Origin of the sequence: Streptomyces sp. NPDC026589 (assembly GCF_040638385.1) — a bacterium.
GTDB lineage: Bacteria > Actinomycetota > Actinomycetes > Streptomycetales > Streptomycetaceae > Streptomyces.
The window spans coordinates 125647-147885 of the sequence record NZ_JBEZYG010000011.1 but is presented as its reverse complement, the minus strand read 5'-3'; the positions used below and the strand labels follow the sequence as shown (position 1 = coordinate 147885).

Genomic DNA, 22239 nt, shown 5'->3' with positions numbered 1-22239 from the left:
GCTCCGCTCACGCTTCACTCACTCGTTCGCCCTAAGGGCAGCTCTCCTCGGATTTCACGACGTGCAAAGTGATAGCAGGGTCCTCCACCGGCTCGCCAATCTGCGAGATCACTTCCTCGATCACTTCTCCCGCTGAAGGCTCGTGCGAGCAGACCTTCCAGTCACGCGACTGGGCCAGGGTGCTGCGCCCCTCGCCTGTGGCATCCACGTCCTTGACTCCATTGACGAGGACAAGCGCTTCTCCCACATCGAACAGGTTCATGCCGACGAGATCCGGCATCTCATCGCCTGGACGAACTCTGAATCCGGGAGTGCCAGCAGGGCACTGCTCGTCCGTTTTCACCACGGTGAAAGTGACGAGCTCATCAGGGTCTGCTTCTCCCGGTTGGGGGTCCTGGTCGCAGACCACCCAGTTCCGGTCCCAGACCTGCGCTCGCCCGTGGCCGAGTGCGTCCTCCGACGTGAGGTTGCCGAACCCGGCCTCTTGGGCATCGTCCTGGGCGGCCTGCAGCTCACGGCCCGCCATATCGGGAAGAGCTGAGGTGCATGCGGTGAGCGCAAGCATGGCGAGCGGTACAAGAAGAGCGAGACGTGGGTTTCTGCTCGTGGATGAACGTGACGGCATGTTCCCCCCTAGGACATGACAACGCGGTGAAATGATCATAGGAGGTGATGTGCCAGATCATCGAGGGGCATGGTTGCCATTCCGTTGCGGCCGCTCGCTCGGCCTGGGCTACGCAGAACGACGTCCGCCTTGGGGACCTAATCCACTCCTCCGCTCACGCACCGCTCACGCAGGCAACGTCACGGCAACCCGGCCGTGTGACGCGCCATGCCCCGAGCAACAGAAAACCCCAGGTCACGGGCTACGTGACCTGGGGTTCTTCTGAGCCGCCTTCGGGATTCGAACCCGAGACCTACGCATTACGAGTGCGTTGCTCTGGCCAACTGAGCTAAGGCGGCGCGCCCTGTCGCACCATGGTGCGATCAGCAGCGGGGCCAAGTCTACACAGTTTCCCGGGGTGCTCCGCACACAGCACCCCCGGAGGCGTTCGCGCTGGTCAGGGCAGGTCGGAGGGACCGGGGGTCAGGTGCACTTCTTGCCGTCGGTGGGCGCGGTGCCCTCCAGGAGGTACGTGTTGATCGCCGTGTCGACGCAGTCGCTGCCCCGGCCGTACGCGGTGTGGCCGTCGCCCTCGTAGGTGAGCAGGGTGCCGGAGGAGAGCTGCTCGGCGAGGGCCTCGGACCACTTGTACGGGGTGGCCGGGTCGCGGGTGGTGCCGACGACCACGATCGGGTCGGCGCCCTTCGCCTCGGTGCGGTGCGGGGTGCCCGTGGCATCGGTGGGCCAGTAGGCGCAGTTCAGGGAGGCCCAGGCGAAGCCGCGCCCGAAGACCGGGGAGGCCTTCTCGAAGTCCGGGACCGCCTTCTCGACCGCGTCGGGGCCGTCGAAGGCGGGCGGCAGGTCGAGGCAGTTCACGGCGGCGTTGGCGAACATCAGGTTCGCGTACTTCCCGTTCGGCCCGCGCTCGTAGTAGCCGTCGGCCAGGGACAGGAGGCCGGAGCCGTCGCTGCGCTGCGCGCCCGCCAGCGCCTCGCGGAGCTGCGGCCAGGCCGCCTCGTCGTACATGGCGGCGATCACGCCGGTGGTGGCCAGGGACTCGCCCAGCTCGCGGTCGTCGCCGGTCGGGACGGGCTTGGCGTCCAGGTCCTTGAAGAGCCGCTTCAGCGCGGTCGCCGCGTCGGCGGTGGACGTGGTGCCGAGCGGGCAGTCCGGCTGCTCGACGCAGTCGGCGGCGAAGGACTGGAAGGCCCCCTCGAAGCCCGCCGTCTGGTCGCGGTTCATGTCGATGGCCTTCAGGGAGGGGTCCATCGCCCCGTCCAGGACGAGGCGGCCGGCCCGCTCCGGGAAGAGGTCCGCGTAGGTGGCGCCCAGGAAGGTCCCGTACGACGCTCCGACGTAGCTCAGCTTCTCGTCGCCGAGCAGGGCCCGCAGGACGTCCATGTCGCGGGCCGTGTCGACGGTGGAGACGTACGGGAGGATCTCGCCGCTCCGCTTCTCGCAGCCCGCCGCGAACTTCTCGAAGGACGCGCTCAGCTTCTTGACCTCCGCCTCGTCGTCGGGCGTCTGGTCGACCTGGGTGTAGGCGTCCATCTCCGGCCCCGTAAGGCACTCGACGGGTTCGCTGCGGGCCACGCCGCGCGGGTCGATCGCGACCATGTCGTAGCGGGCCCTCACCTGGGCCGGATAGCCGAGGGCCGCGTACCCCTGGAGATAGCCGATCGCGGAGCCGCCGGGGCCGCCCGGATTCACCAGGAGGGAGCCGATCCGCTGGCCCGGCCCTGTGGCCTTCTTGCGGGAGACGGCGAGGTCGATGTCGCCGTCATCCGGCTTGTCGTAGTCCTTCGGCGCCTTCATCGTCGCGCACTCGAACCCCTCCACCCCGCAGTCGCGCCAGCTCAGCTTCTGCGCGTAGTACGACGACAGCCCCTCGGGGGCCGCCGTGCCGGTGGCCGAAGCGCTCGGCGACGAGCCGCTGCCACTGCAGCCGGAGATGAGGAGGCCGGCAGTGCCGATCCCGATGGCGAAGGTGCGGAGCAGCCGCCTGGTATCCATTCAGGGAGCGTATCCGCCGGGTGACGAGTCGTCCGATTCCCTGCTCATTCGGGTGAACAGGGACCCGGCGTGGAAGCCCGTGGAAGCCTTCAGCCCGCCCGCAGCGCCATCGTCATCGCCTCCACCGCGAGCAGCGGCGCCACGTTGCGGTCCATCGCCTCGCGGCAGGCGATCACCGACTCGATCCTGCGCAGGGTCTGCGCGGGCGTCGAGGACTCCGCGATCCGGTCGAGGGAGTCCTGCACATCGACGTTGGCGATCGCCAGCTTCGAACCGAGCTGGAGCGCCAGCACATCGCGGTAGAACCCGGTGAGCTCGGTCAGCGCCAGATCGAGGCTGTCCCGCTGCGTACGCGTCTTGCGGCGCTTCTGCTTGTCCTCCAGCTCCTTCATCGCCCCCGCCGTGCCGCGCGGCATCCGGCCCCCGGCAACCCCGCCGAGCGCCGCCTTGAGGTCCTCGGTCTCCTTGACGTCGACCTCCTCCGCCATCTGCTTGGCGTCGTCGGTAGCCGTGTCGATCAGCTCCTGGGCCGCCTTGAGGCAGCCGCCGACGTCGGCGACCCGCAGCGGGACTTTCAGCACCGCCGCCCGCCGCGCCCGCGCCCGCTCGTCCGTCGCGAGACGGCGGGCCCTGCCGATGTGCCCCTGGGTGGCGCGCGCCACGGAGTGCGCCCGCTCGGGGTCGACGCCGTCGCGGCGGATCAGGACGTCGGCCACCGCCTCCACCGGCGGGGTGCTCAGGGTGAGGTGCCGGCAACGGGAACGGATCGTGGGCAGGACGTCTTCCAGCGAGGGGGCGCAGAGCATCCAGACCGTGCGCGGCGCAGGCTCCTCGACGGCCTTCAGCAGGACGTTGCCCGCGCCCTCGGTGAGACGGTCGGCGTCCTCCATCACGATGACCTGCCACCGGCCGACCGCCGGAGAGAGCTGGGCGCGCCGGACCAGGTCGCGGGTCTCCTTCACGCCGATGGAGAGGAGATCCGTACGGATGACCTGGACGTCGGCGTGCGTGCCGATCAGGCTGGTGTGGCAGCCGTCGCAGAAACCGCAGCCGGGGGCGCCGCCCAGCGCCCGGTCCGGGCTCGTGCACTGGAGCGCGGCGGCGAAGGCCCGGGCCGCCGTGGACCGGCCGGAGCCGGGCGGCCCGGTGAACAGCCAGGCGTGCGTCATCTTCGAGCCCTGGTCCAGCGGCTTGCCGTCGGACACGGCGGTGACCAGGGCGTCGGCGTCCTTGGCGGCGGCGGCGAGCTGTTCCTGCACGCGGGTCTGTCCGACCAGGTCGTCCCATACGGTCATGGGTCACCGCCCTTCCGGTGGTGTCGTGCGGTGCCGCGGAACCGCGGTGCGTCGTGGCTTCCCATTGTGGGGGACACCACTGACAGTCCGGCCCGCCCGCCCCCGGAGGGACGGACGGGCCGGTACGTCGGCGGTGGGGTGGGTGCGTCAGCCGCGCGGGCGACGTCCCCGGCCCTTGGGGCCGTCGTCCTCCTGGCCCCCGAGCAGTTCGTCCGCCAGGGTCGGCAGATCGTCCAGCGGAGTCTCCTCGGCCCAGTCCGGGCGGGGGCGCTTGCGGCGGCCCTGCTGCCGGTCGGGCGTCTCTCCGGCGTTCGGGTCCTCGACCTGCGGCAGTTCCCGGGTGCGCTCGTTCTCGCTCTCCGCGGGCGAGGTCGCCTGGTTCTCGTCCCGGAAGAAGCCCTGGGGCACCCGGTCGGAGGGCCGATCGGCGGAGACCGGCGGCAGCACGGCCGTCTCGTCCGCGTCCCGGGCCGGCCGCCGGTCCGACGGCCGCTGGTCCGCCGGCCCCCGGTCCGAGAAGCGCGGCAGCATCGCCGTCTCGTCGTCCCCGAGAGCGGCCCCTGAACGTGCACCCCTGCCCGTACCCGTACCGGATCCGGAAGGACGGTCGTCCTCCGGCCGGACCGCCGGGACCGGCTGCGTGATCTCGTTCGGGTTCACGATCGGTGTGGGCACCGTGAGCTCGTTCTCCGGAACGGACGGGCCCTCCGACTCCGAGGACCGTGAGGACGACGACGCGTACGACTGCGACGAGGTCTCCGTACGGGAGTCACGGGAGTCACGGGAGTCGTGGGAGTCGTGGGAGGTACGCGACGCCCGCGCCTCCTCCGCCCGCTGGGCCTCCGCACGCTCGGCCTCCGCCCGCTGGGCCTCCGCACGCTCGGCCTCGGCACGCGCCGCCTCCGTACGGGCTGCGGCCTCGGCCTCGGCCCGGCGGCGGGCCTCCTCGGCGCGCATCAGGGCCTCTTCGGCCCTGCGCTGCTTCTCCAGCCGCTGTGCCTCGGCCTCCTTGCGGAGCCGGGCCTCCTCCTCGGCCTGCTTGCGCAGGCGTTCCTGCTCGGCCTCGCGGACCCGCTCCTCGGCCTCCAGCCGGAGCCGGTCCTCCTCGGCGCGGCGGCGGGCCTCCTCGGCGCGCTGCCGGGCCTCCTCCGCCTGGCGTTCGGCCTCGCGGCGGCGTGCCTCCTCCAGCTCGCGCTGCTTGCGCTCCTCCTCCTCGGCGCGCAACCGGGCGAGCTGCTCCTGGCGCTCCTTCTCCAGGCGCTCCTCCTCGGCCTTGCGGGCGGCCTCTTCCTCCGCCTTGCGCCGGGCCTCCTCGATGGCCTGGCGGCGCGCCTCCTCGATGGCCTCGATCTCGGCCTCGGAGAGTGGCAGGAGCTGGTCGAGCCGGTGACGTACGACGGTGGTGATCGACTCCGGCTCCTGGCCGGCGTCCACCACCAGATAGCGCGTCGGGTCGGCGGCGGCCAGGGTCAGGAACCCGGACCGTACCCGCTCGTGGAACTCGGCCGGCTCCGACTCCAGCCGGTCGGGCGCCTCGGTGAACCGCTCCCGGGCGGTCGCCGGGTCGACGTCCAGCAGCACCGTCAGATGCGGTACGAGGCCGCTCGTCGCCCACCGCGAGATCCGGGCGATCTCGGTCGGGGCCAGGTCCCGGCCGGCGCCCTGGTAGGCGACGGAGGAGTCGATGTAACGGTCGGAGATGACGATCGCGCCGCGCTCCAGCGCCGGGCGGACGACGGAGTCGACGTGCTCGGCGCGGTCGGCGGCGTACAGCAGGGCCTCGGCCCGGTTGGACAGGCCGGCGGAGGACACGTCGAGCAGGATCGACCGCAGCCGCTTGCCGACCGGGGTCGCCCCGGGCTCGCGGGTCACGACGACCTCGTGGCCCTTGGACCGGATCCAGTCGGCGAGCGCCTCGACCTGGGTGGACTTGCCCGCTCCGTCGCCGCCCTCCAGGACGAGGAAGAAGCCGGTGGCGGCGGGCGCGACCGCAGGGTCGCCGCCGCGCAGCGCCTCGCGCAGGTCCCGGCGCAGCGGCACGCCCGCCCGGTCGTCCGTCTTGGCGAGGACGAGGGCGGCGACGGGCAGCAGCAGCGCGCCGAGCAGCATCAGGGTGAACGCGGCCCCGCCGTGGGCGAAGACGAAGTCGCCTGCGACCAGGCGGTGCCGCCCGATCGCGGCGGCCAGCAGGGGGCCCGCGACCGCGCCGAGCGCGACGAGCACCCGGACGACGGCCTGGAGGTGCTCGGTGGTCCGGGCCTGCCGGAACGCCTCGGTCTCCTGGTCGATCAGGGTGTGCCCGGTGTTCGCGGCGACCCCGGCGGCGTAACCGGCGAGCAGGGCGATGGCGATCCCGGTCGCGGTGTCCGGCACCAGGCCGAGCGCGAGGAGCGCGAGGCCGGTGACCATGACGGCCAGCGCCAGCAGACGGCGGCGCGACAGGGTGGGCAGCACACGGCGCGCGGTACGGATGCCGAGGGCGGTGCCACCGGTCAGGCCGAGGACCAGCAGCGCGAACGTCGCGGGCCCGCCCCCGAGGTCGTAGGCGTGCAGTACGGAGACGGCGGCGGCCGCCGCGACGGCTCCGGCGAGGGCCGCGCAGACCGCGACCAGCAGGGGGACCGCGCCGGTGCGGCCCTTGTCGGGTCCGTTACCGGTGGCGGGGCGGCGCAGGCCCTCCAGCGGGGAGCGCGGCCGGGGCGTCTGCGTGGCCGGGAACCGCAGGAAGTACAGGATGGAGATGGAGGCCGAGAAGAGCCCGGCCGCGACGTAGGACCCCAGGGCCGCCTGGTGGAAGGAGAACCACTCCAGGCCCGAGCCGAGGAGGTTGCCGACCAGCGTGGCGGCCAGCAGGACCAGCGCGGCGGCGGGCACGGCGAGGAAGTTCGTGCGCAGCGAGAGGCGGCGCAGGGCGTCGAGGTGGTCGGGCAGGGGGCGTACGGCCGCGCCTTCGAGGGGCGGGGCGGGCAGCAGCGCCGGGGCGGCGCTCTCCTTGGCCACGGCCCACAGGCGCTCACCGGCGCCGGTCACGAAGACGGTGATGAGGATCATCATGAGCGCCTTGTCGGGCGTCCAGTCGATCCACAGCGGGGCGACGACCAGGAGCGCCAGGCGCAGCCCGTCCACCCCGATCATCAGCCATCGCCGGTCCAGCTTTCCGCCGGGCCCCGTGAGGGACGTCAAGGGCCCCAGGAGTACGGCTCCGAAGAACAGGGTGGAAAGGATCCGGGCACCGAAGACGGCGGCGACGGCGAAGGCCGCCCCGCGGTATCCGGTGCCGAATGAGCCCTCAAGGACCGCCGCTTGCAGCGACAGCAGCACCAGCACGAGAAGGGCGAGTGCATCGCCGATACCGCCGACGAGCTGGGCGCTCCACAACCGCTTCAGCGGGGGAATACGCAACAGGGCCCGTACGGCGCGCTCGCGTGAGTCTGCGGCAAGTGTGTCGGAGGTGGGGCTCACGACCGTTGGCTGCTCGGCTCGCGTCATCCACCCAGCCTATCGGCAGCGGCGCGGTGAACGTCGGCCCGTCCGAACATATGGACGTAAACAACTTCCGGCCATGGTGCGCGAGACCCTCTTGCGCACCACCGCCGCGCACGCCAACGCACTGGCCGCGCACGCCGACGCCCTGGGCCCTGACGCACTACCGCCCGGCACCTGGATCACAGGGATCGAGGTACCGGGCGGTAGTGCGTCGGCGTGCGGGGTGCGATCCGCGCGACGGCTGGGTCAGTCGTCCGACGGGGCGGCGGCGGAGGACGAGGCCGAAGCCGTCTTCCTCGCTGTCGCCGTCGTCTTCTTGGCGGCCGTCTTGGCGGTCGTCGCCTTCTTGGCCGTCGTCGTCTTCGCCGCGGTCTTCTTGGCGGCCGTGGTCTTGGTGGCCGTCGTCTTCTTCGCGGCCGTCTTCTTGGCCGTCGCCTTCTTCGCCGGGGCCTTCTTGGCCGTCTTCTTCTTCGCGGGCCCCTTGGCGCGCTTCTCGGCGAGCAGCTCGTAGCCGCGCTCCGGCGTGATGTCCTCGACGCTGTCGTCGGTCCGCAGCGTCGCGTTGGTCTCGCCGTCGGTGACGTACGCGCCGAAGCGGCCGTCCTTCACCACGACCGGCGCACCGCTGACCGGGTCGGTGCCCAGCTCCTTGAGCGGCGGCTTGGCCGCGGCCCGGCCGCGCTGCTTGGGCTGGGCGTAGATCGCGAGGGCCTCTTCGAGGGTGATGTCGAAGAGCTGGTCCTCGGAGGTCAACGACCGGGAGTCGGTGCCCTTCTTCAGATACGGGCCGTAGCGGCCGTTCTGCGCGGTGATCTCGACGCCCTCGGCGTCCTCGCCGACGACGCGCGGCAGCGACATCAGCTTGAGGGCGTCGGCGAGGGTGACCGTGTCCAGGGACATGGACTTGAAGAGGGAGGCGGTCCGCGGCTTCACCGCGTTCTTGCCGGTCTTCGGCGTCCCCTCGGGCAGCACCTCGGTGACGTACGGACCGTAGCGGCCGTCCTTGGCGATGATCTGGTTGCCGCTGACCGGGTCGGCGCCCAGTTCGAAGTCGCCGCTGGGCTTCGCCAGCAGCTCCTCGGCGAGCTCGACGGTCAGCTCGTCGGGTGCCAGGTCCTCGGGGACATCGGCCCGCTGGTGGCCCTCGGCATCCTTCTCGCCCCGCTCGATGTACGGGCCGTAGCGGCCGACGCGGAGCTTGATGTCGTTGCCGACCGGGAAGGAGGAGATCTCCCGGGCGTCGATCGCGCCGAGGTCGGTGACCAGTGCCTTCAGACCGCCGAGGTGGTCGCCGTCGCCGTTGCCCGCGTCGGAGGCCGCGCCGACTCCCGCGGTGTCGTCCCCGGGCTGGGCGCCGAAGTAGAAGCGCTTGAGCCACGGCACGGACTGGGCCTCGCCCCGCGAGATGCGGTCGAGGTCGTCCTCCATGCGGGCGGTGAAGTCGTAGTCGACGAGCCGGCCGAAGTGCTTCTCCAGCAGGTTGACCACGGCGAAGGACAGGAAGGACGGGACGAGTGCCGTGCCCTTCTTGAAGACGTAGCCGCGGTCGAGAATGGTCCCGATGATCGAGGCGTACGTCGACGGGCGGCCGATCTCGCGCTCTTCCAGCTCCTTGACCAGCGAGGCCTCGGTGTAACGGGCCGGGGGCTTGGTGGCGTGCCCGTCGACCGTGACCTCCTCGGCGGACAGCCCGTCGCCCTCGGCCACCTGCGGCAGCCGGCGCTCGCGGTCGTCCAGCTCGGCGTTCGGGTCGTCCGCGCCCTCGACGTACGCCTTCATGAAGCCGTGGAAGGTGATCGTCTTGCCGGAGGCGGAGAACTCGGCGTCCCGGCCGTCGCTCGCCCGGCCGCCGATCTTGACGGTGACGGAGTTGCCGACCGCGTCCTTCATCTGGGAGGCGACGGTCCGCTTCCAGATCAGCTCGTAGAGCCGGAACTGATCGCCGGTGAGGCCGGTCTCGGCGGGGGTGCGGAAGCGGTCGCCGGAGGGGCGGATCGCCTCGTGCGCCTCCTGCGCGTTCTTGACCTTCCCGGCGTACGTACGCGGCTTCTCGGGGAGGTAGTTCGCCCCGTACAACTGCGTGACCTGGGCCCGGGCCGCGGAGATCGCGGTGTCCGAGAGGGTCGTGGAGTCCGTACGCATATAGGTGATGAAGCCGTTCTCGTACAGCTTCTGCGCCACCTGCATGGTCGCCTTCGCCCCGAAGCCCAGCTTGCGGCTCGCCTCCTGCTGGAGGGTCGTGGTCCGGAAGGGGGCGTACGGGGAGCGGCGGTACGGCTTCGACTCGACGGACCGGACCGCGAAGGAGGAATCGGCGAGCGCGGCGGCCAGGGCGCGGGCGTTCGTCTCGTCCAGGTGCAGGGTCTGGGCGGAGCCGGCCTTCAGCTGCCCGTCGGGGCCGAAGTCGCGGCCCTGGGCGATCCGGCGGCCGTCGACCGCGCTGAGGCGGGCGGTGAGGGTCGAGGGGTCGGAGGCGTCACCGGTGCGGCCGGTGGCGAACTTTCCGGTCAGGTCCCAGTACTCGGCGGAGCGGAAGGCGATGCGCTCGCGCTCCCGCTCGACGACGAGCCGGGTGGCGACCGACTGGACGCGGCCCGCCGAGAGCTTCGGCATGACCTTCTTCCACAGGACCGGCGAGACCTCGTAGCCGTAGAGGCGGTCGAGGATGCGGCGGGTCTCCTGGGCGTCGACCATGCGCTGGTTGAGCTCGCGCGGGTTGGCGACGGCGGCCCGGATCGCGTCCTTGGTGATCTCGTGGAAGACCATCCGGTGGACCGGGACCTTGGGCCTCAGCACTTCCTGCAAGTGCCACGCGATGGCTTCGCCCTCGCGGTCCTCATCGGTGGCGAGGAAGAGTTCGTCGGACTCGGCCAGCAGCTGCTTGAGCTTCCTGACCTGGGCCTTCTTGTCGGCGTTGACCACATAGATGGGCTGGAAGTCGTTCTCGACATCCACCCCCAGTCGGCGTACCTCGCCGGTGTACTCGTCCGGGACCTCGGCCGCGCCGTTCGGGAGGTCGCGGATGTGCCCGACGCTCGCCTCGACGACGTATCCGGGGCCGAGATAGCCCTTGATCGTCTTCGCCTTGGCAGGCGACTCGACGATGACGAGTCGGCGGCCGCCCTGTGCGGTCTCGCTGGTCGGGGACAACTTCGCTCTTCTCTCCGGTCGACACTCGATGGGCATCCGGGCAGCGTCGTGACGCTGCCCGCGGTGCTGTCGCTGCGGAGTGTGACGGTACAACCCGCCCCCGTGTCAAACGGCAAAAGCCCGCAACGGCCACTCGAACGGTAACCCGACTTCCGCCATTCCTGCCGCCCGGACCGTCGGGTCCGCGCCACGCGGAGGCTTGGCCGGTGTCTTTTCGGAGGTGGTCGCGGTGTCCGCCGGGCAACCTGTCGGCCCGGGCGCCGCACTGCCGGGGGCGGGGATCAGACGAGCGTGAAGCACCACACGCCGAGGCCGAGGAAAACTACGCCGAAGAGCGTCGTGAGTGCGGTGGAGGCGACGGGGCTCACACCGTGCGCCACCGGCGCGCGGTGCAGGGCTCGCGCCCCCGTCCAGGTCAGGAGGGCGGTGCCGAACAGCACCAGGGCCGTACCGGCGAAGACTGCTGAGACGCTCTCCATGTCGTACTCCTGGACCGTCGTGGCGAACCGCCCGGGGCGGGCGGGCCGGCCGGTCCCGGAGCCGGACCTCGGCGGCCCGGCACGGGGAGGTTGTCACCCCGGGGCATCGCCCACACGAACCCCGGGTGAACAGCACTCCCCCACCGACCGGCGGAACCCCATCGGCCGCATCCGAGTCGCATACGGACCGGATACAGGCCGTATCCGGTCCGGATCCGGACCGGATACGGCCTGTATCCGGTCCGCGCGGCGATCACCCGACCGGAACGCACGACCCGGCCGCGCCGCAGAGCGCGCGGAGCAGGAACGTACTGGTGACAAGGGCGGCGCCAGGCCCGACCGGGGAGCCCCCACCCCGTACCGGAAGGCGTCCGCGGTCACTGTCCTACGGACACGGCCTCCAGCTCACACCGTCGTGCGGGAACGGCCTCCGGTTCGCCGACCGCCGCGCCCTCCGCGGCCTCGACACACTCCGCACTCGCCGCGCCCTCCAGGCACTCCGCGCTCGCAGAGGACCTCACGCGCTCGACCTCACGCACTCCGCGCCCGCCGAGGCCTTCACGCACTCCGCGTCCTACTGGCTCCGCGGTACGGCGCCGGGCGCCGGTTCCAGGAAGCCCTCCTCGACCAGCAGCCGGATCGCCTGCGGGGTGCGGTCGCGCAGGAGCACCGGGTCCTCCGCCATCAACTGCGCGATGGCGTCCAGGATCCGCCCGGCGGGCAGCGAGCCGTCGCACACGCCCGCGAACCCGGCGGCCACCGCGTCGACCTTGGTCGCCCGCATCATGCCGCGGTGCTGACGCAGCACCACATGCTCGGGGTCCTCCGCACCCGGCAGGCCGACCTGCTCCTGCACGACCTCGGCGGCGAGGACGAAGTGCCCGGCGAGCAGCGCCGCGTCGTCCTGGTCGCGGAGGTAGTCCTGGCGGGCGAAGTGCTCCTGGACGGCGTGCCCGAGCGGCTGCCGCACCGCGTGCGGCCACTCCTCGATCACGATCGAGGGGTTCCCGGCCTCCGCCGCGGCGGATCTGCGCAGGGTGATCCAGCCGAACCCGACGGCCGTGGCGCCCCGCGCCTCGAACTCGTCGAGCCACGCCTCGTACCGCTCGGTGTACTCGGCGGGGTCGCTGCGGTGATCGCCGCTGTCCCGCAGCCACAGCTCGGCGTACTGCGTGACGTCCTGAACCTCGCGCTGGACGATCCAGGCGTCACAGCCGTACGGAACCCAGGAGCGCAGCCGGTCCTGCCACTCCTCGCCCTCCACGTGCTGCCAGTTGGCGAGGAACTGGGCGTATCCCCCCTCGTTCAGATGGGCGCCGGACTGCTGCACCAGCGCCCGGCACAGGTCGTCGCCGCCCATGCCGCCGTCCCGGTAGGTGAGGCGGGCGCCGGGCGAGATGACGAAGGGCGGGTTGGAGACGATCAGGTCGAACGTGTCGGAGCCCACCGGCTCGAAGAGGGAGCCCTCGCGCAGGTCGGCGGGGGCGGCGCCGGACAGGGCGAGGGTGAGCCGGGTGAACTCCAGGGCACGGGGGTTGAGGTCGGTGGCGGTGACCCGGCTCGCGTGCTGGGCGGCGTGCAGCGCCTGGATGCCGGAGCCCGTACCGAGGTCGAGGGCCGAGGCGACCGGCACCCGGACGGTGATCCCGGCGAGGGTGGTGGAGGCCCCGCCGACCCCGAGGACGACGCCCTCCTCGCGCGAGCCGATCCCCCCCGCACCGCCGACCGCGCAGCCGAGGTCGGACACGATGAACCAGTCCTCGCCGTCCGGCCCCCCGTACGGCCGTACGTCGACGCCCGCACGGACCCTCCCGTCGGCGTGGCTCACCCAGCCGTCCGCGACGCACTCGGCGAGCGGCAGGGCGGCACGTGCCTGCTCCTCGGCGACGGGACGCTGCAGCAGGAACAGCCGCACCAGCGTGTCGAGCGGGGTGTCACCCCGGGTGGCCCGCAGGGCGGGGACCGTCTCGCTGCGGGCGAGGGCGGCATAGGCGGGCGCGCCGAGGCGGTCGAGGAGCCCGTCCGCGGTGAAGTCCGCGGCGAGCAGGGCCTCACGGAGGGCGGCGGCGTGGTCGGGTACGGGAAGGCTGCTCTTACTCACCCACCCATTGTGTCCGCTCCCACCGACAACGGCAGCGGCCCGGGCACCCGCCGGGTGTCCGGGCCGCGAGAACGGCGCTCAGCCCTGCTTCTCCGCGGCGTCCTTGTCCGCGGAGCCCTTCTCCGTCGAGTCGTTCTCCGTCGAGTCGTTCTTGTCTGTGCCCGTGCCCGCCGGGGACGCGTCGGAGCCGTCCGCCGCGGAGCCGGAGGGGCCGGTCGAGGCAGTCGGCTTCTGGCAGCCCTTCTGCTTCGACATCGCGACGCCGACCTCACCGGACTGGAGCTTCTTCAGAGCCTGGTCACCGCTGGTGCTGATCTTGTTCAGCTCGTCGGCGATGCCCTTCAGCCCGTCGGCGAACTTCGCCTGGTCCTTGGTGTCGAGCGCGTCGACCTCGGTCTTGAGGTCGGCGTACGCCTTGGAGGATGCGTTGAGCTCCTTGACCGCTTCCTTCTGCGTGGTCTCGCCGTCGTCCACCGGCGGCGGCCCGGCCGAGTCCACAGCGGTGCCCAGCGACTTGTACGCCTGGGAGATCTGCTGGAAGGCGGCCGAGTCCGTCTTCTGCACGTCGGCGGGCTTGCTGTTGTCCGCGGTCTGCTGCTGGATGGAGGCGTTGGCGTTGGCGATCTTCTGCAGTTGCGGCTGAACCTGGTCGCAGACCTTCTTGGCCCAGTCGTTGACCTTGTTGTCGCTGTCGTCGCTGCAGCCCGACAGCGTCAGTACGAGTACCGCACCGCCGGACAGTGCGGCTGCAAGCTTCTTGTTCACCGGATTGGTCCCTTCCAAGGCTCTCGGCCCCGGAACTTACACGCCGAGGGGACGTGAGCCGGGTGCCGGTGATCCGGTGTGCACTCTTTTGAAGCCATTTGCACCAAGGGAAATGAGGGAGATGCCACTCGCGTCGAGAATCGGACACGCGATCGGTCACTCATCCGAAAGGCTGCTTCCGATCATCGGGAGGGGAGCGGGAGGCGGAGAAGGAGCGGACGGAAGCGGAGCTGGGCGGACGGCGCGTCAACACGGGCCGCTCGCCCACTCCTTGAGCCGACGTCACACCGCAGCGCGCGCCCGGAACGCCTCGCTACGCAGGACTCATGGGGCCGCCGCTGGATTAGGCGCGGCGACCGAGGGACCGCCGCCCCCTGGGGCGTCGTCGTCGCCCACGGCGATGCCGCGCCGCTTGGAGACGTAGACCGCGACGACGATGACCCCGATGGCGACGACCGCCACCAGCGCCCGCACCCACGGATTGGCGTCCGCTCCGTAACTGAACTGCACGATCGCCGGGGCGATGAGCAGGGCGACCAGGTTCATCACCTTGAGCAGCGGGTTGATCGCCGGGCCCGCCGTGTCCTTGAACGGGTCGCCGACCGTGTCGCCGATGACGGTCGCGGCATGCGCCTCGCTGCCCTTCCCACCGTGGTGGCCGTCCTCGACGAGTTTCTTGGCGTTGTCCCAGGCGCCTCCGGAGTTGGCGAGGAACACGGCCATCAGCGTGCCCGTGGCGATCGCGCCGGCGAGGTACGAGCCGAGGGCGCCGACGCCGAGGGTGAAGCCGACGGCGATCGGCGCCAGGACCGCGAGCAGTCCCGGTGTGGCCAGTTCACGCAGGGCGTCGCGCGTGCAGATGTCGACGACGCGCCCGTACTCGGGCTTCTCCGAGTAGTCCATGATCCCGGGGTGCTCGCGGAACTGCCGCCTGACCTCGTAGACCACGGCCCCGGCGGACCGGGAGACGGCGTTGATGGCCAGCCCGGAGAACAGGAAGACGACCGCGGCGCCCAGGATCAGGCCGACGAGGTTGTTGGGCTGCGAGATGTCCAGGCTCAGCCCCAGCTCACCCGCCCCTGCCCCGACCTCGTCCACCGCCGTGGCGATGGCGTCGCGGTAGGACCCGAAGAGCGCCGCCGCAGCGAGCACGGCGGTGGCGATGGCGATGCCCTTGGTGATGGCTTTGGTCGTGTTGCCGACCGCGTCCAGGTCGGTGAGGACCTGGGCGCCGGCCCCCGTGACGTCCCCGGACATCTCGGCGATGCCCTGGGCGTTGTCCGAGACCGGGCCGAAGGTGTCCATGGCCACGATGACGCCCACCGTGGTGAGGAGCCCCGTCCCGGCGAGCGCGACCGCGAAGAGCGCCAGCATGATCGACGTACCGCCCAGCAGGAACGCCCCGTAGACGCCCAGGCTGATCAGCAGCGCGGTGTACACGGCCGATTCCAGGCCGATGGAGATGCCCGCCAGCACCACGGTGGCCGGGCCGGTGAGCGAGGATTTCCCGATGTCCCGGACCGGGCGGCGATTGGTCTCGGTGAAGTAGCCGGTGAGCTGCTGGATGAGCGCGGCCAGAACGATGCCGATGGCCACCGCGACCAGGGCGAAGATCCGCGGATCGCCACCGTGCCCGGCGATCGCCTCGTCGGTGACCCCGTCCAGCTCGGCGTACGAGGAGGGCAGATAGGTGAAGGCGGCGACGGCCACCAGGGCGAGCGAGACCACCGCGGAGATGAAGAAGCCGCGGTTGATCGCGGTCATGCCGCTGCGATCGGCACGGCGCGGGGCCACCGCGAAGATCCCGATCATCGCGGTGACGACGCCGATCGCCGGGACCATCAGGGGAAAGGCGAGACCGGAGTCGCCGAACGCGGCCGTACCGAGGATGAGCGCCGCGACGAGCGTCACGGCGTACGACTCGAAGAGGTCGGCGGCCATGCCCGCGCAGTCACCGACGTTGTCGCCCACGTTGTCGGCGATGGTGGCGGCGTTGCGCGGATCGTCCTCCGGAATGCCCTGCTCCACCTTGCCCACCAGGTCGGCCCCGACATCCGCGGCCTTGGTGAAGATCCCACCGCCGACCCTCATGAACATGGCGATCAGTGCCGCGCCGAGACCGAACCCCTCCAGCACCTTGGGCGCGTCGGCGGCATAGACGAGCACCACACAGGAGGCCCCGAGCAGGCCGAGTCCCACCGTGATCATTCCGACCACGCCGCCGGTACGGAAAGCGATCTTCATCGCTTTGTGCGAGACGGCGGTGAGATCCCTTTCCGGCTCGCCTTCCGCTGGAGTCGCCTCACGGGCGGCTGCGGCCACCCGTACATTGCTCCGTACGGCGAGCCGCATGCCGATGTATCCGGTCGCCGCGGAGAAAAGCGCACCCACCAGGAAGAAGAGGGAACGCCCCGCGCGCTGCGACCAGTTGTCGGCCGGCAACAGGAACAAGAGGAAGAACACGACGATGGAGAAGACACCGACCGTGCGCAGTTGTCGGGACAGATAGGCGTTCGCGCCCTCCTGGACCGCCGCGGCGATCTCCTTCATGCGCTCGGTGCCCTCGCCGGCCGCCAGGACCTGGCGTACGAGCAGCTGGGCGACGATCAGCGCGGCGACGGCGACGACCGCCACCACGACGACGATCAGCCGGTTGCCGTCGGTGAGTACCGCCGCCGCGAGGGAGACGGGTCGGTCGGAAAGTGCGGATTCTTGCGTCAGTGCTGCCATTGGGGTGGTGAAGAACTCCGCCATACGTCCTCCTTGACGCTCAGCGCTCAAGTCGTGGACGGATTGTAGGGAGCGGAACCTGATCAAAACAGTGGGCGGGAAGAGAATTGATCGGTCTCCCCCCAACGCCGAAAGATCAGCGGAGAGATTCTCCTCGAATGCAGTAATGAGGCAGGCGCATTACGCGAGGACAATCAAGAAAAAAGGCCCTGATCAGCAGGGCCTCGCTTGGAAAAACGAAACATCATCCGCACGGCTCAACGCCCACGATCCTCGACGCGCGGGACCGGAAGCCGGATCCCAGCACCTCGGCATCTCAACACCTCACCCCCTCGGCACCTGGAATCACGGTCAGAGGCGCAGGTACGGCGGCACGGGCACGAACAGTGCCACGGTGTACGGGGCACGGCGTACTGGGCACAGACCGCGCAATCACGAGCACAGCGCGAGGAACGTGTACGAGCGAGCAGAGGGGAAGGCGCGGGTTCGGGCGCGGGTAAGGGCCCTCAGGCGCGGGCAAGAGCCCTCAGGGGCGCACCGCGGCGTCGGCCGTCGGCCAGCTCATGCGGATCACTCCACCGGCCGCACCGGAGCGGACCTCCACGTCGTCGACGAGACCGCTGATGACCGCAAGGCCCATCTCGTCCTCGCCCTCACCGTCCATCTCGGGAACGGGCCGGTCCGGCCCCGCTCCCGAAGTACCGGAACCGTCGCGCGCCCCGGACGAGGCGGGGTACCCGCCGGGGCCGGGAACACTGTCCCCGACCTCGATGGAGAACGCCTTCTCCTCCTCAGTCAACGCGACGCTGACCGGCTCGGTGATGCCGTGACTGCGATGCAGCCCGACCGCGCGGCTGCACGCCTCCCCGACGGCGAGCCTGACCTCGTCGAGCACCGCCTCGTCGACGCCGGCCCTGCGCGCCACGGCGGCCGCCACCAGGCGGGCCGTCCTGACATGTTCAGGCTGGGCGCTGAAGCGGAGTTCAACGGTGGCCATGACATCCCCCTCGAACGTTCGGGCGTACGCCTCAGAGGCCCCGGGCATATCGCCCGGCACCCCTGCTCTCCTCCTCCGGAAGCCGACAAAGCCGACAGCCGACCCAAGGGTCGACCGCCTGCCCGTCACGGCCCATGCGCTGCCGCTGCCGGCCTGTTCACTGCCTGCCGACCGGCCCGGGGGCCGGTCCGCTCCGACCTCAGTCGGTGGCGGCGACAGCCTCGTCGACCGTGGTGTGAATCGGGAACACCTTGGTCAGACCTGTGATCCGGAAGATCTTGAGAATGCGCTCCTGGTTGCAGACCAGGCGCAACGAGCCCTCATGGGCCCGGACACGCTTCAAGCCGCCCACGAGCACGCCGAGGCCGGTGGAGTCGAGGAAGTCGACGCCTTCCATGTCGACAACCAAGTGGTAGCTGCCGTCATTCACCAACTCGACCAACTGCTCGCGCAGCTTGGGCGCGGTATACACATCAATCTCGCCACCGACCTCGACGACCGTACGGTCGCCACCAGGCCCGGACACATTGCGAGTCGACAGGGACAGGTCCACGGATCCTCCAGCACCTTGCTATCGAGCGGTCGCCCCTCGGTCTCCCCGACGGAGGCCAGGGGACGGATCGCCAGCCGCGATGGCATTCAATCACTTACCAGCAGCCATGCACGACGCCTTGGGACCATTGTCCGTCACGCCAGTGACACACTCGGTGCCGATGGCCAAGAATCACCGTCCCGGACGACCACCCGAGAGTGGGGGCTCGCGCCCCTCTCCCGCCATGATCCTCGACCGGCTCGCCGCGGGGGCGGGCCGGGCCGCGCGCATCACTCATACGGAGCACTTGCCCCCGCGATCGGGAACCCATGCCATCTGGCCGGATCGCATCCGGCCAGAAGTGATCTCGGCGATCGAAAAGGCCGGGATCGCCCATCCGTGGGCCCATCAGGCGGCCGCGGCGGAACACGCGCTGGACGGCGAGTCGGTCGTAATCGCCACCGGCACGGCCTCCGGGAAGTCCCTCGCGTACCTCGCACCGGTCCTCAGCACCCTCCTGGACGGCTCGGAGGCCCCCAACGGCCGCGGGGCCACCGCCCTGTACCTCGCCCCCACCAAGGCCCTGGCAGCCGACCAGCGGCGCTCGGTGAAGGCGCTCGCGACCCCGCTCGGCAACGCCGTCAGGCCCGCGGTCTACGACGGTGACACCCCCGTCGAGGAACGCGAATGGGTGCGGCAGTACGCGAACTACGTCCTGACCAACCCCGACATGCTGCACCGCGGAATACTGCCTTCCCACCCCCGCTGGGCGTCCTTCCTGCGCGCCCTGCGGTACGTCGTGATCGACGAGTGCCACACCTACCGGGGCGTCTTCGGCTCCCACGTCGCCCAGGTCCTGCGCCGTCTACGCCGTCTGTGCGCCCGCTACGGGGCCGATCCGGTCTTCCTGCTCGCCTCGGCCACGGCGGCCGATCCCGCGGTCGCAGCCGGGCGTCTGACGGGTCTGCCGGTCCGGGAGGTGTCCGACGACGCCTCCCCGCGCGGCGAGCTGGTCTTCGCCCTGTGGGAGCCCCCGCTGACCGACCTGCACGGCGAGAAGGGCGCACCCGTTCGCCGTACCGCGACGGCCGAGACCGCCGACCTCCTCACCGACCTGACCCTCCAGGGCGTCCGCTCGGTCGCCTTCGTACGCTCCCGGCGTGGCGCGGAGCTGATCTCGATGATCGCCAAGGAGCGCCTCGCGGAGGTCGACCGCTCGCTGCCGAATCGGGTCGCCGCCTACCGCGGGGGCTACCTCCCCGAGGAGCGCAGGGCCCTGGAGCGGGCGCTGCACTCCGGCGAGCTGCTCGGTCTGGCGGCCACCACCGCCCTGGAACTGGGCATCGACGTCTCCGGCCTCGGCGCGGTCGTCATCTCCGGCTACCCGGGCACCCGGGCGTCCCTCTGGCAGCAGGCGGGCCGGGCCGGCCGCTCGGGGCAGGGCGCCCTGGCCGTTCTCGTGGCCCGGGACGACCCGCTGGACACGTACCTGGTGCATCACCCCGAGGCCCTGTTCCAGCAGCCCGTCGAGTCGACGGTGCTGGACCCGGACAACCCCTACGTCCTCGCCCCCCACCTCTGCGCCGCGGCCGCCGAGCTGCCCCTGACCGCGCCCGACATCGCCCTCTTCGGCCCGGCCGTGCCCGAGCTGCTGCCGCAGCTGGAGGCGGCGAAGCTGCTGCGCAGACGGGCGTCGGGCTGGCACTGGACGCGCCGCGAGCGGGCCGCCGACCTGGCCGACATCCGGGGCGGGGGCGGCCGCCCCGTCCAGATCGTCGAGGAGGGCACCGGCCGCCTGCTGGGCACCGTCGACGAGGCCGCCGCCCACACCGCCGTCCACGAGGGGGCCGTCCATCTCCACCAGGGCCGCACCCACCTCGTCCGGAGACTGGACCTGGAGGACTCCGTGGCCCTGGTCGAACAGGCCGACCCGCCGTACTCGACGGTCGCCCGCGACACCACGGCGATCACCGTCCTGAAGACCGACACCGAAATCCCCTGGGGCCAGGGACGGCTCTGCTACGGCTCCGTCGAGGTCACCAACCAGGTCGTCTCGTTCCTCCGCCGGAAGCTGATCACCGGGGAAGTCCTGGGCGAGACGAAGCTCGACCTGCCGCCCCGCACCCTGCGCACCCGCGCCGTGTGGTGGACGGTCACGGAGGACCAGCTCGACGCGGCCCGCGTCAACCCGGAGATCCTCGGCGGCGCACTGCACGCGGCCGAGCACGCGTCGATCGGCCTGCTGCCGCTCTTCGCCACCTGCGACCGCTGGGACATCGGCGGCGTGTCCGTACCGCTGCACCCCGACACCCTGCTGCCGACGGTCTTCGTCTACGACGGCCACCCAGGAGGAGCCGGATTCGCCGAGCGGGCCTTCCACACCGCCCGTACGTGGCTGACGGCGACCCGGGAGGCCATCGCGTCCTGCGAGTGCGAGGCGGGCTGCCCCTCCTGTATCCAGTCCCCCAAGTGCGGCAACGGCAACGAGCCCCTGCACAAACGCGGAGCCGTACGCCTGCTCACCGAACTCCTCAGGGCCGCACCCCCGGAACCTGACGAACCGGCATAGCCCGGCCATCGGCCGGAGATCCGGCCCCAGGACCGACGGGAGGGCCGGCCCGTGCCCTGACAGCGGGCAGGTAGGGCCCGAATCCCGAGCGGGCGGTCACATCCGCGATCTCCCCGTGCACCACGCAGCGAACGAGCACGGCCCCCTGGGCCAGGGCCACTCGCCGGGCCGTCCCACACGCGGCCACCGTCCCTTCCAGCGCCCGGTCCGCGGCCGCGAGGGCGGCCATATCCGCGGCCCCGCCCGCCCGGTGACGGGCAGCCACGGCCTGCCCCAGCGCGAGCACCACGGCGAACACGGTGCAGAGCCCTGCCACGGTGACAGCCACCCACACCGTCGCCACACCTCGGTCCGCACCGAGCCCCGCATGCTGGTTCGCGATCCGGCGTGCGATCCGGCCCCCGAGCCGGTTCGCGATCCGGGTCGCGATCCGGGTCGCGATCCGGGCCCCGCGCCAGGCTGCGATTCGATCCGTCCGCCGGCCCGGTCTCCGTTCCGCACCCCGCCCCATCCACCGGCCCATACCTCTGTCCTCGCTCTCGCTCTCGCCCTCGTCCTTCCCCCCGCCCGGACCCGGCCCGACCGCGGGGCCCTGCCCCCTACGACTCCCGCCCAGTGCCCCAGTGCCCGGCCCCAGGTCTTCGTTCCCCTCACCCTCACGGCCCGGAGCCCCCGACCGTGTCCTCCGCCAGGGCGGCCGTCTCGGCGCTCAACGTCAGGGCCAGCCCTCCCGGCCCCGGGGCCGGGGCCTCCACCCGGACACGCCACAGGTCCCCTGCCCGCCCCACCTCGACCCGGGCACCGTGGGGTGCCGCTTCGCGGACGGCTTCCCGTACCGCCGCCTCCGGCTCCGAGCGGGCCGCCGCCCGTGCCCCCGCCCGCGCCGCGTCCACACAGCGGATCTGGTCCGAGGCCGCCATCAACGCCCAGAGCAGCGCTGTGGTGAAGGCCACCAGCACCGGGATCACCACGGCCGCCTCCGCCGTCACAGCGCCCCGGTCGCCGCGCCCGCCGCCACGCATGGCCAGGCGCCCTTGCGGCCGCCGCCGCCCCCGGGGAAGGCCGCGGTCCACTGCCACGGGCTCCTTCCCCGGGCAGGGGCCCGGCGGGGTCTCAGAATTTCGCATCGAGCGCGTCCTCGACCAGCGACTGCAGCGCCGACAGCACCGGCCCGCTGTTCACCACCTTGTAGAGCACTGCCGCGAAGGCGCACGCGGCGATGGTCCCCACCGCGTACTCGGACGTGGTCATCCCCCGGTCGGACCGGCCGAGCCGCCCCGCCCACCGTGTGGCCCACCCCGCCCTCCGGCCCGGCACGCCCTCGGACAGCGGGCCTCCGCGCAGAACGTCGACGGTCCGGCCCCAGAACTTCGTTTCCATTTCATCCCCCGATGAGCATCGATGACGAGCGGGCGCCCGAAGGGAACACCCGTGAGTGACAGCGAAAATGAATGGCCGCCAGGTCGCGTCGGCCACGAAAGCCCGGCGGGCTCACCAGCCCGGCAGGCTCACCGGCCC

At 71.4% G+C, this 22239-nt stretch carries 15 protein-coding genes and 1 tRNA gene; 1 reads left to right on the top strand and 15 read right to left on the bottom strand.

Annotated elements, in window-relative coordinates; all coding sequences use genetic code 11:
• Window positions 1–31: 31 nt before the first annotated feature.
• From AB0F29_RS20480 to AB0F29_RS20425, 12 genes are all read right to left on the bottom strand, one after another.
• Complete coding sequence (locus AB0F29_RS20480) at window positions 32–565, bottom strand: hypothetical protein (RefSeq protein WP_361873905.1); 534 nt, start codon at window positions 563–565, stop codon at window positions 32–34.
• 324 nt (window positions 566–889) lie between these two features.
• Window positions 890–963 (bottom strand) — tRNA-Thr (locus AB0F29_RS20475).
• A 124-nt stretch (window positions 964–1087) separates the two neighbouring features.
• Entirely contained in the window at window positions 1088–2617 is a 1530-nt protein-coding gene (locus AB0F29_RS20470) for an alpha/beta hydrolase (RefSeq protein WP_361873903.1), read from the bottom strand.
• A gap of 89 nt (window positions 2618–2706) precedes the next feature.
• Window positions 2707–3912: a DNA polymerase III subunit delta' gene (locus tag AB0F29_RS20465; protein ID WP_018958825.1), complete on the bottom strand. Its 1206-nt coding sequence runs from the start codon at window positions 3910–3912 to the stop codon at window positions 2707–2709.
• 147 nt (window positions 3913–4059) lie between these two features.
• Window positions 4060–7401 carry a dTMP kinase gene (tmk, locus tag AB0F29_RS20460; protein ID WP_361873901.1) on the bottom strand — a complete coding sequence of 1114 codons (3342 nt, stop codon included), beginning with the start codon at window positions 7399–7401 and terminating at the stop codon, window positions 4060–4062.
• A 243-nt stretch (window positions 7402–7644) separates the two neighbouring features.
• Window positions 7645–10548 (bottom strand): type I DNA topoisomerase, encoded by a 2904-nt coding sequence (topA, locus tag AB0F29_RS20455; RefSeq protein ID WP_361873899.1) that lies wholly within the window; start codon window positions 10546–10548, stop codon window positions 7645–7647.
• Window positions 10549–10829: 281 nt separating this feature from the next.
• Window positions 10830–11027, bottom strand: a complete 198-nt coding sequence (locus AB0F29_RS20450; protein ID WP_361873897.1) for a hypothetical protein — start codon at window positions 11025–11027, stop codon at window positions 10830–10832.
• A 574-nt stretch (window positions 11028–11601) separates the two neighbouring features.
• Complete coding sequence (locus AB0F29_RS20445) at window positions 11602–13128, bottom strand: class I SAM-dependent methyltransferase (RefSeq protein WP_361873895.1); 1527 nt, start codon at window positions 13126–13128, stop codon at window positions 11602–11604.
• A 78-nt stretch (window positions 13129–13206) separates the two neighbouring features.
• Window positions 13207–13893, bottom strand: a complete 687-nt coding sequence (locus AB0F29_RS20440; protein ID WP_361873893.1) for a small secreted protein — start codon at window positions 13891–13893, stop codon at window positions 13207–13209.
• 324 nt (window positions 13894–14217) lie between these two features.
• Window positions 14218–16647: a sodium-translocating pyrophosphatase gene (locus AB0F29_RS20435; RefSeq protein WP_361873891.1), complete on the bottom strand. Its 2430-nt coding sequence runs from the start codon at window positions 16645–16647 to the stop codon at window positions 14218–14220.
• Between the two features lie 502 nt (window positions 16648–17149).
• Window positions 17150–17620 carry an ATP-binding protein gene (locus AB0F29_RS20430; protein WP_361873889.1) on the bottom strand — a complete coding sequence of 157 codons (471 nt, stop codon included), beginning with the start codon at window positions 17618–17620 and terminating at the stop codon, window positions 17150–17152.
• Window positions 17621–17819: 199 nt separating this feature from the next.
• Entirely contained in the window at window positions 17820–18173 is a 354-nt protein-coding gene (locus tag AB0F29_RS20425) for an STAS domain-containing protein (RefSeq protein WP_003967428.1), read from the bottom strand.
• 79 nt (window positions 18174–18252) lie between these two features.
• Here AB0F29_RS20425 and AB0F29_RS20420 point away from each other — a divergent pair, with 79 nt between their 5' ends.
• A complete protein-coding gene (locus AB0F29_RS20420; protein ID WP_361873887.1) occupies window positions 18253–20721 on the top strand; it encodes a DEAD/DEAH box helicase in 2469 nt (822 codons plus the stop codon).
• Here AB0F29_RS20420 and AB0F29_RS20415 read toward each other — a convergent pair.
• The 3 genes from AB0F29_RS20415 to AB0F29_RS20405 all read right to left on the bottom strand — a co-directional run bounded on the left by AB0F29_RS20415 (window position 20684) and on the right by AB0F29_RS20405 (window position 22101).
• Window positions 20684–21232 carry an Rv3654c family TadE-like protein gene (locus tag AB0F29_RS20415; RefSeq protein ID WP_361874103.1) on the bottom strand — a complete coding sequence of 183 codons (549 nt, stop codon included), beginning with the start codon at window positions 21230–21232 and terminating at the stop codon, window positions 20684–20686. The two genes, AB0F29_RS20420 and AB0F29_RS20415, sit on opposite strands and share 38 nt — an antisense overlap.
• Window positions 21233–21377: 145 nt before the next feature.
• Entirely contained in the window at window positions 21378–21743 is a 366-nt protein-coding gene (locus AB0F29_RS20410; protein WP_361874101.1) for a TadE family type IV pilus minor pilin, read from the bottom strand.
• Window positions 21744–21834: 91 nt separating this feature from the next.
• Window positions 21835–22101, bottom strand: a complete 267-nt coding sequence (locus AB0F29_RS20405; RefSeq protein ID WP_361873885.1) for a DUF4244 domain-containing protein — start codon at window positions 22099–22101, stop codon at window positions 21835–21837.
• Window positions 22102–22239: the final 138 nt, after the last annotated feature.

Excerpts from the sequence above, each read along its gene's own strand:
- AB0F29_RS20480 (WP_361873905.1), bottom strand. The coding sequence starts at position 565 with ATGCTTGCGCTCACCGCATGCACCTCAGCTCTTCCCGATATGGCGGGC.
- AB0F29_RS20450 (WP_361873897.1), bottom strand. The coding sequence starts at position 11,027 with ATGGAGAGCGTCTCAGCAGTCTTCGCCGGTACGGCCCTGGTGCTGTTC.
- AB0F29_RS20465 (WP_018958825.1), bottom strand. The coding sequence starts at position 3,912 with ATGACCGTATGGGACGACCTGGTCGGACAGACCCGCGTGCAGGAACAG.
- AB0F29_RS20415 (WP_361874103.1), bottom strand. The coding sequence starts at position 21,232 with ATGGGGCGGGGTGCGGAACGGAGACCGGGCCGGCGGACGGATCGAATC.
- AB0F29_RS20405 (WP_361873885.1), bottom strand. The coding sequence starts at position 22,101 with ATGGAAACGAAGTTCTGGGGCCGGACCGTCGACGTTCTGCGCGGAGGC.
- AB0F29_RS20435 (WP_361873891.1), bottom strand. The coding sequence starts at position 16,647 with ATGGCGGAGTTCTTCACCACCCCAATGGCAGCACTGACGCAAGAATCC.
- AB0F29_RS20470 (WP_361873903.1), bottom strand. The coding sequence starts at position 2,617 with ATGGATACCAGGCGGCTGCTCCGCACCTTCGCCATCGGGATCGGCACT.
- AB0F29_RS20410 (WP_361874101.1), bottom strand. The coding sequence starts at position 21,743 with ATGCGTGGCGGCGGGCGCGGCGACCGGGGCGCTGTGACGGCGGAGGCG.
- tmk (WP_361873901.1), bottom strand. The coding sequence starts at position 7,401 with ATGACGCGAGCCGAGCAGCCAACGGTCGTGAGCCCCACCTCCGACACA.
- AB0F29_RS20420 (WP_361873887.1), top strand. The coding sequence starts at position 18,253 with ATGGCATTCAATCACTTACCAGCAGCCATGCACGACGCCTTGGGACCA.
- AB0F29_RS20430 (WP_361873889.1), bottom strand. The coding sequence starts at position 17,620 with ATGGCCACCGTTGAACTCCGCTTCAGCGCCCAGCCTGAACATGTCAGG.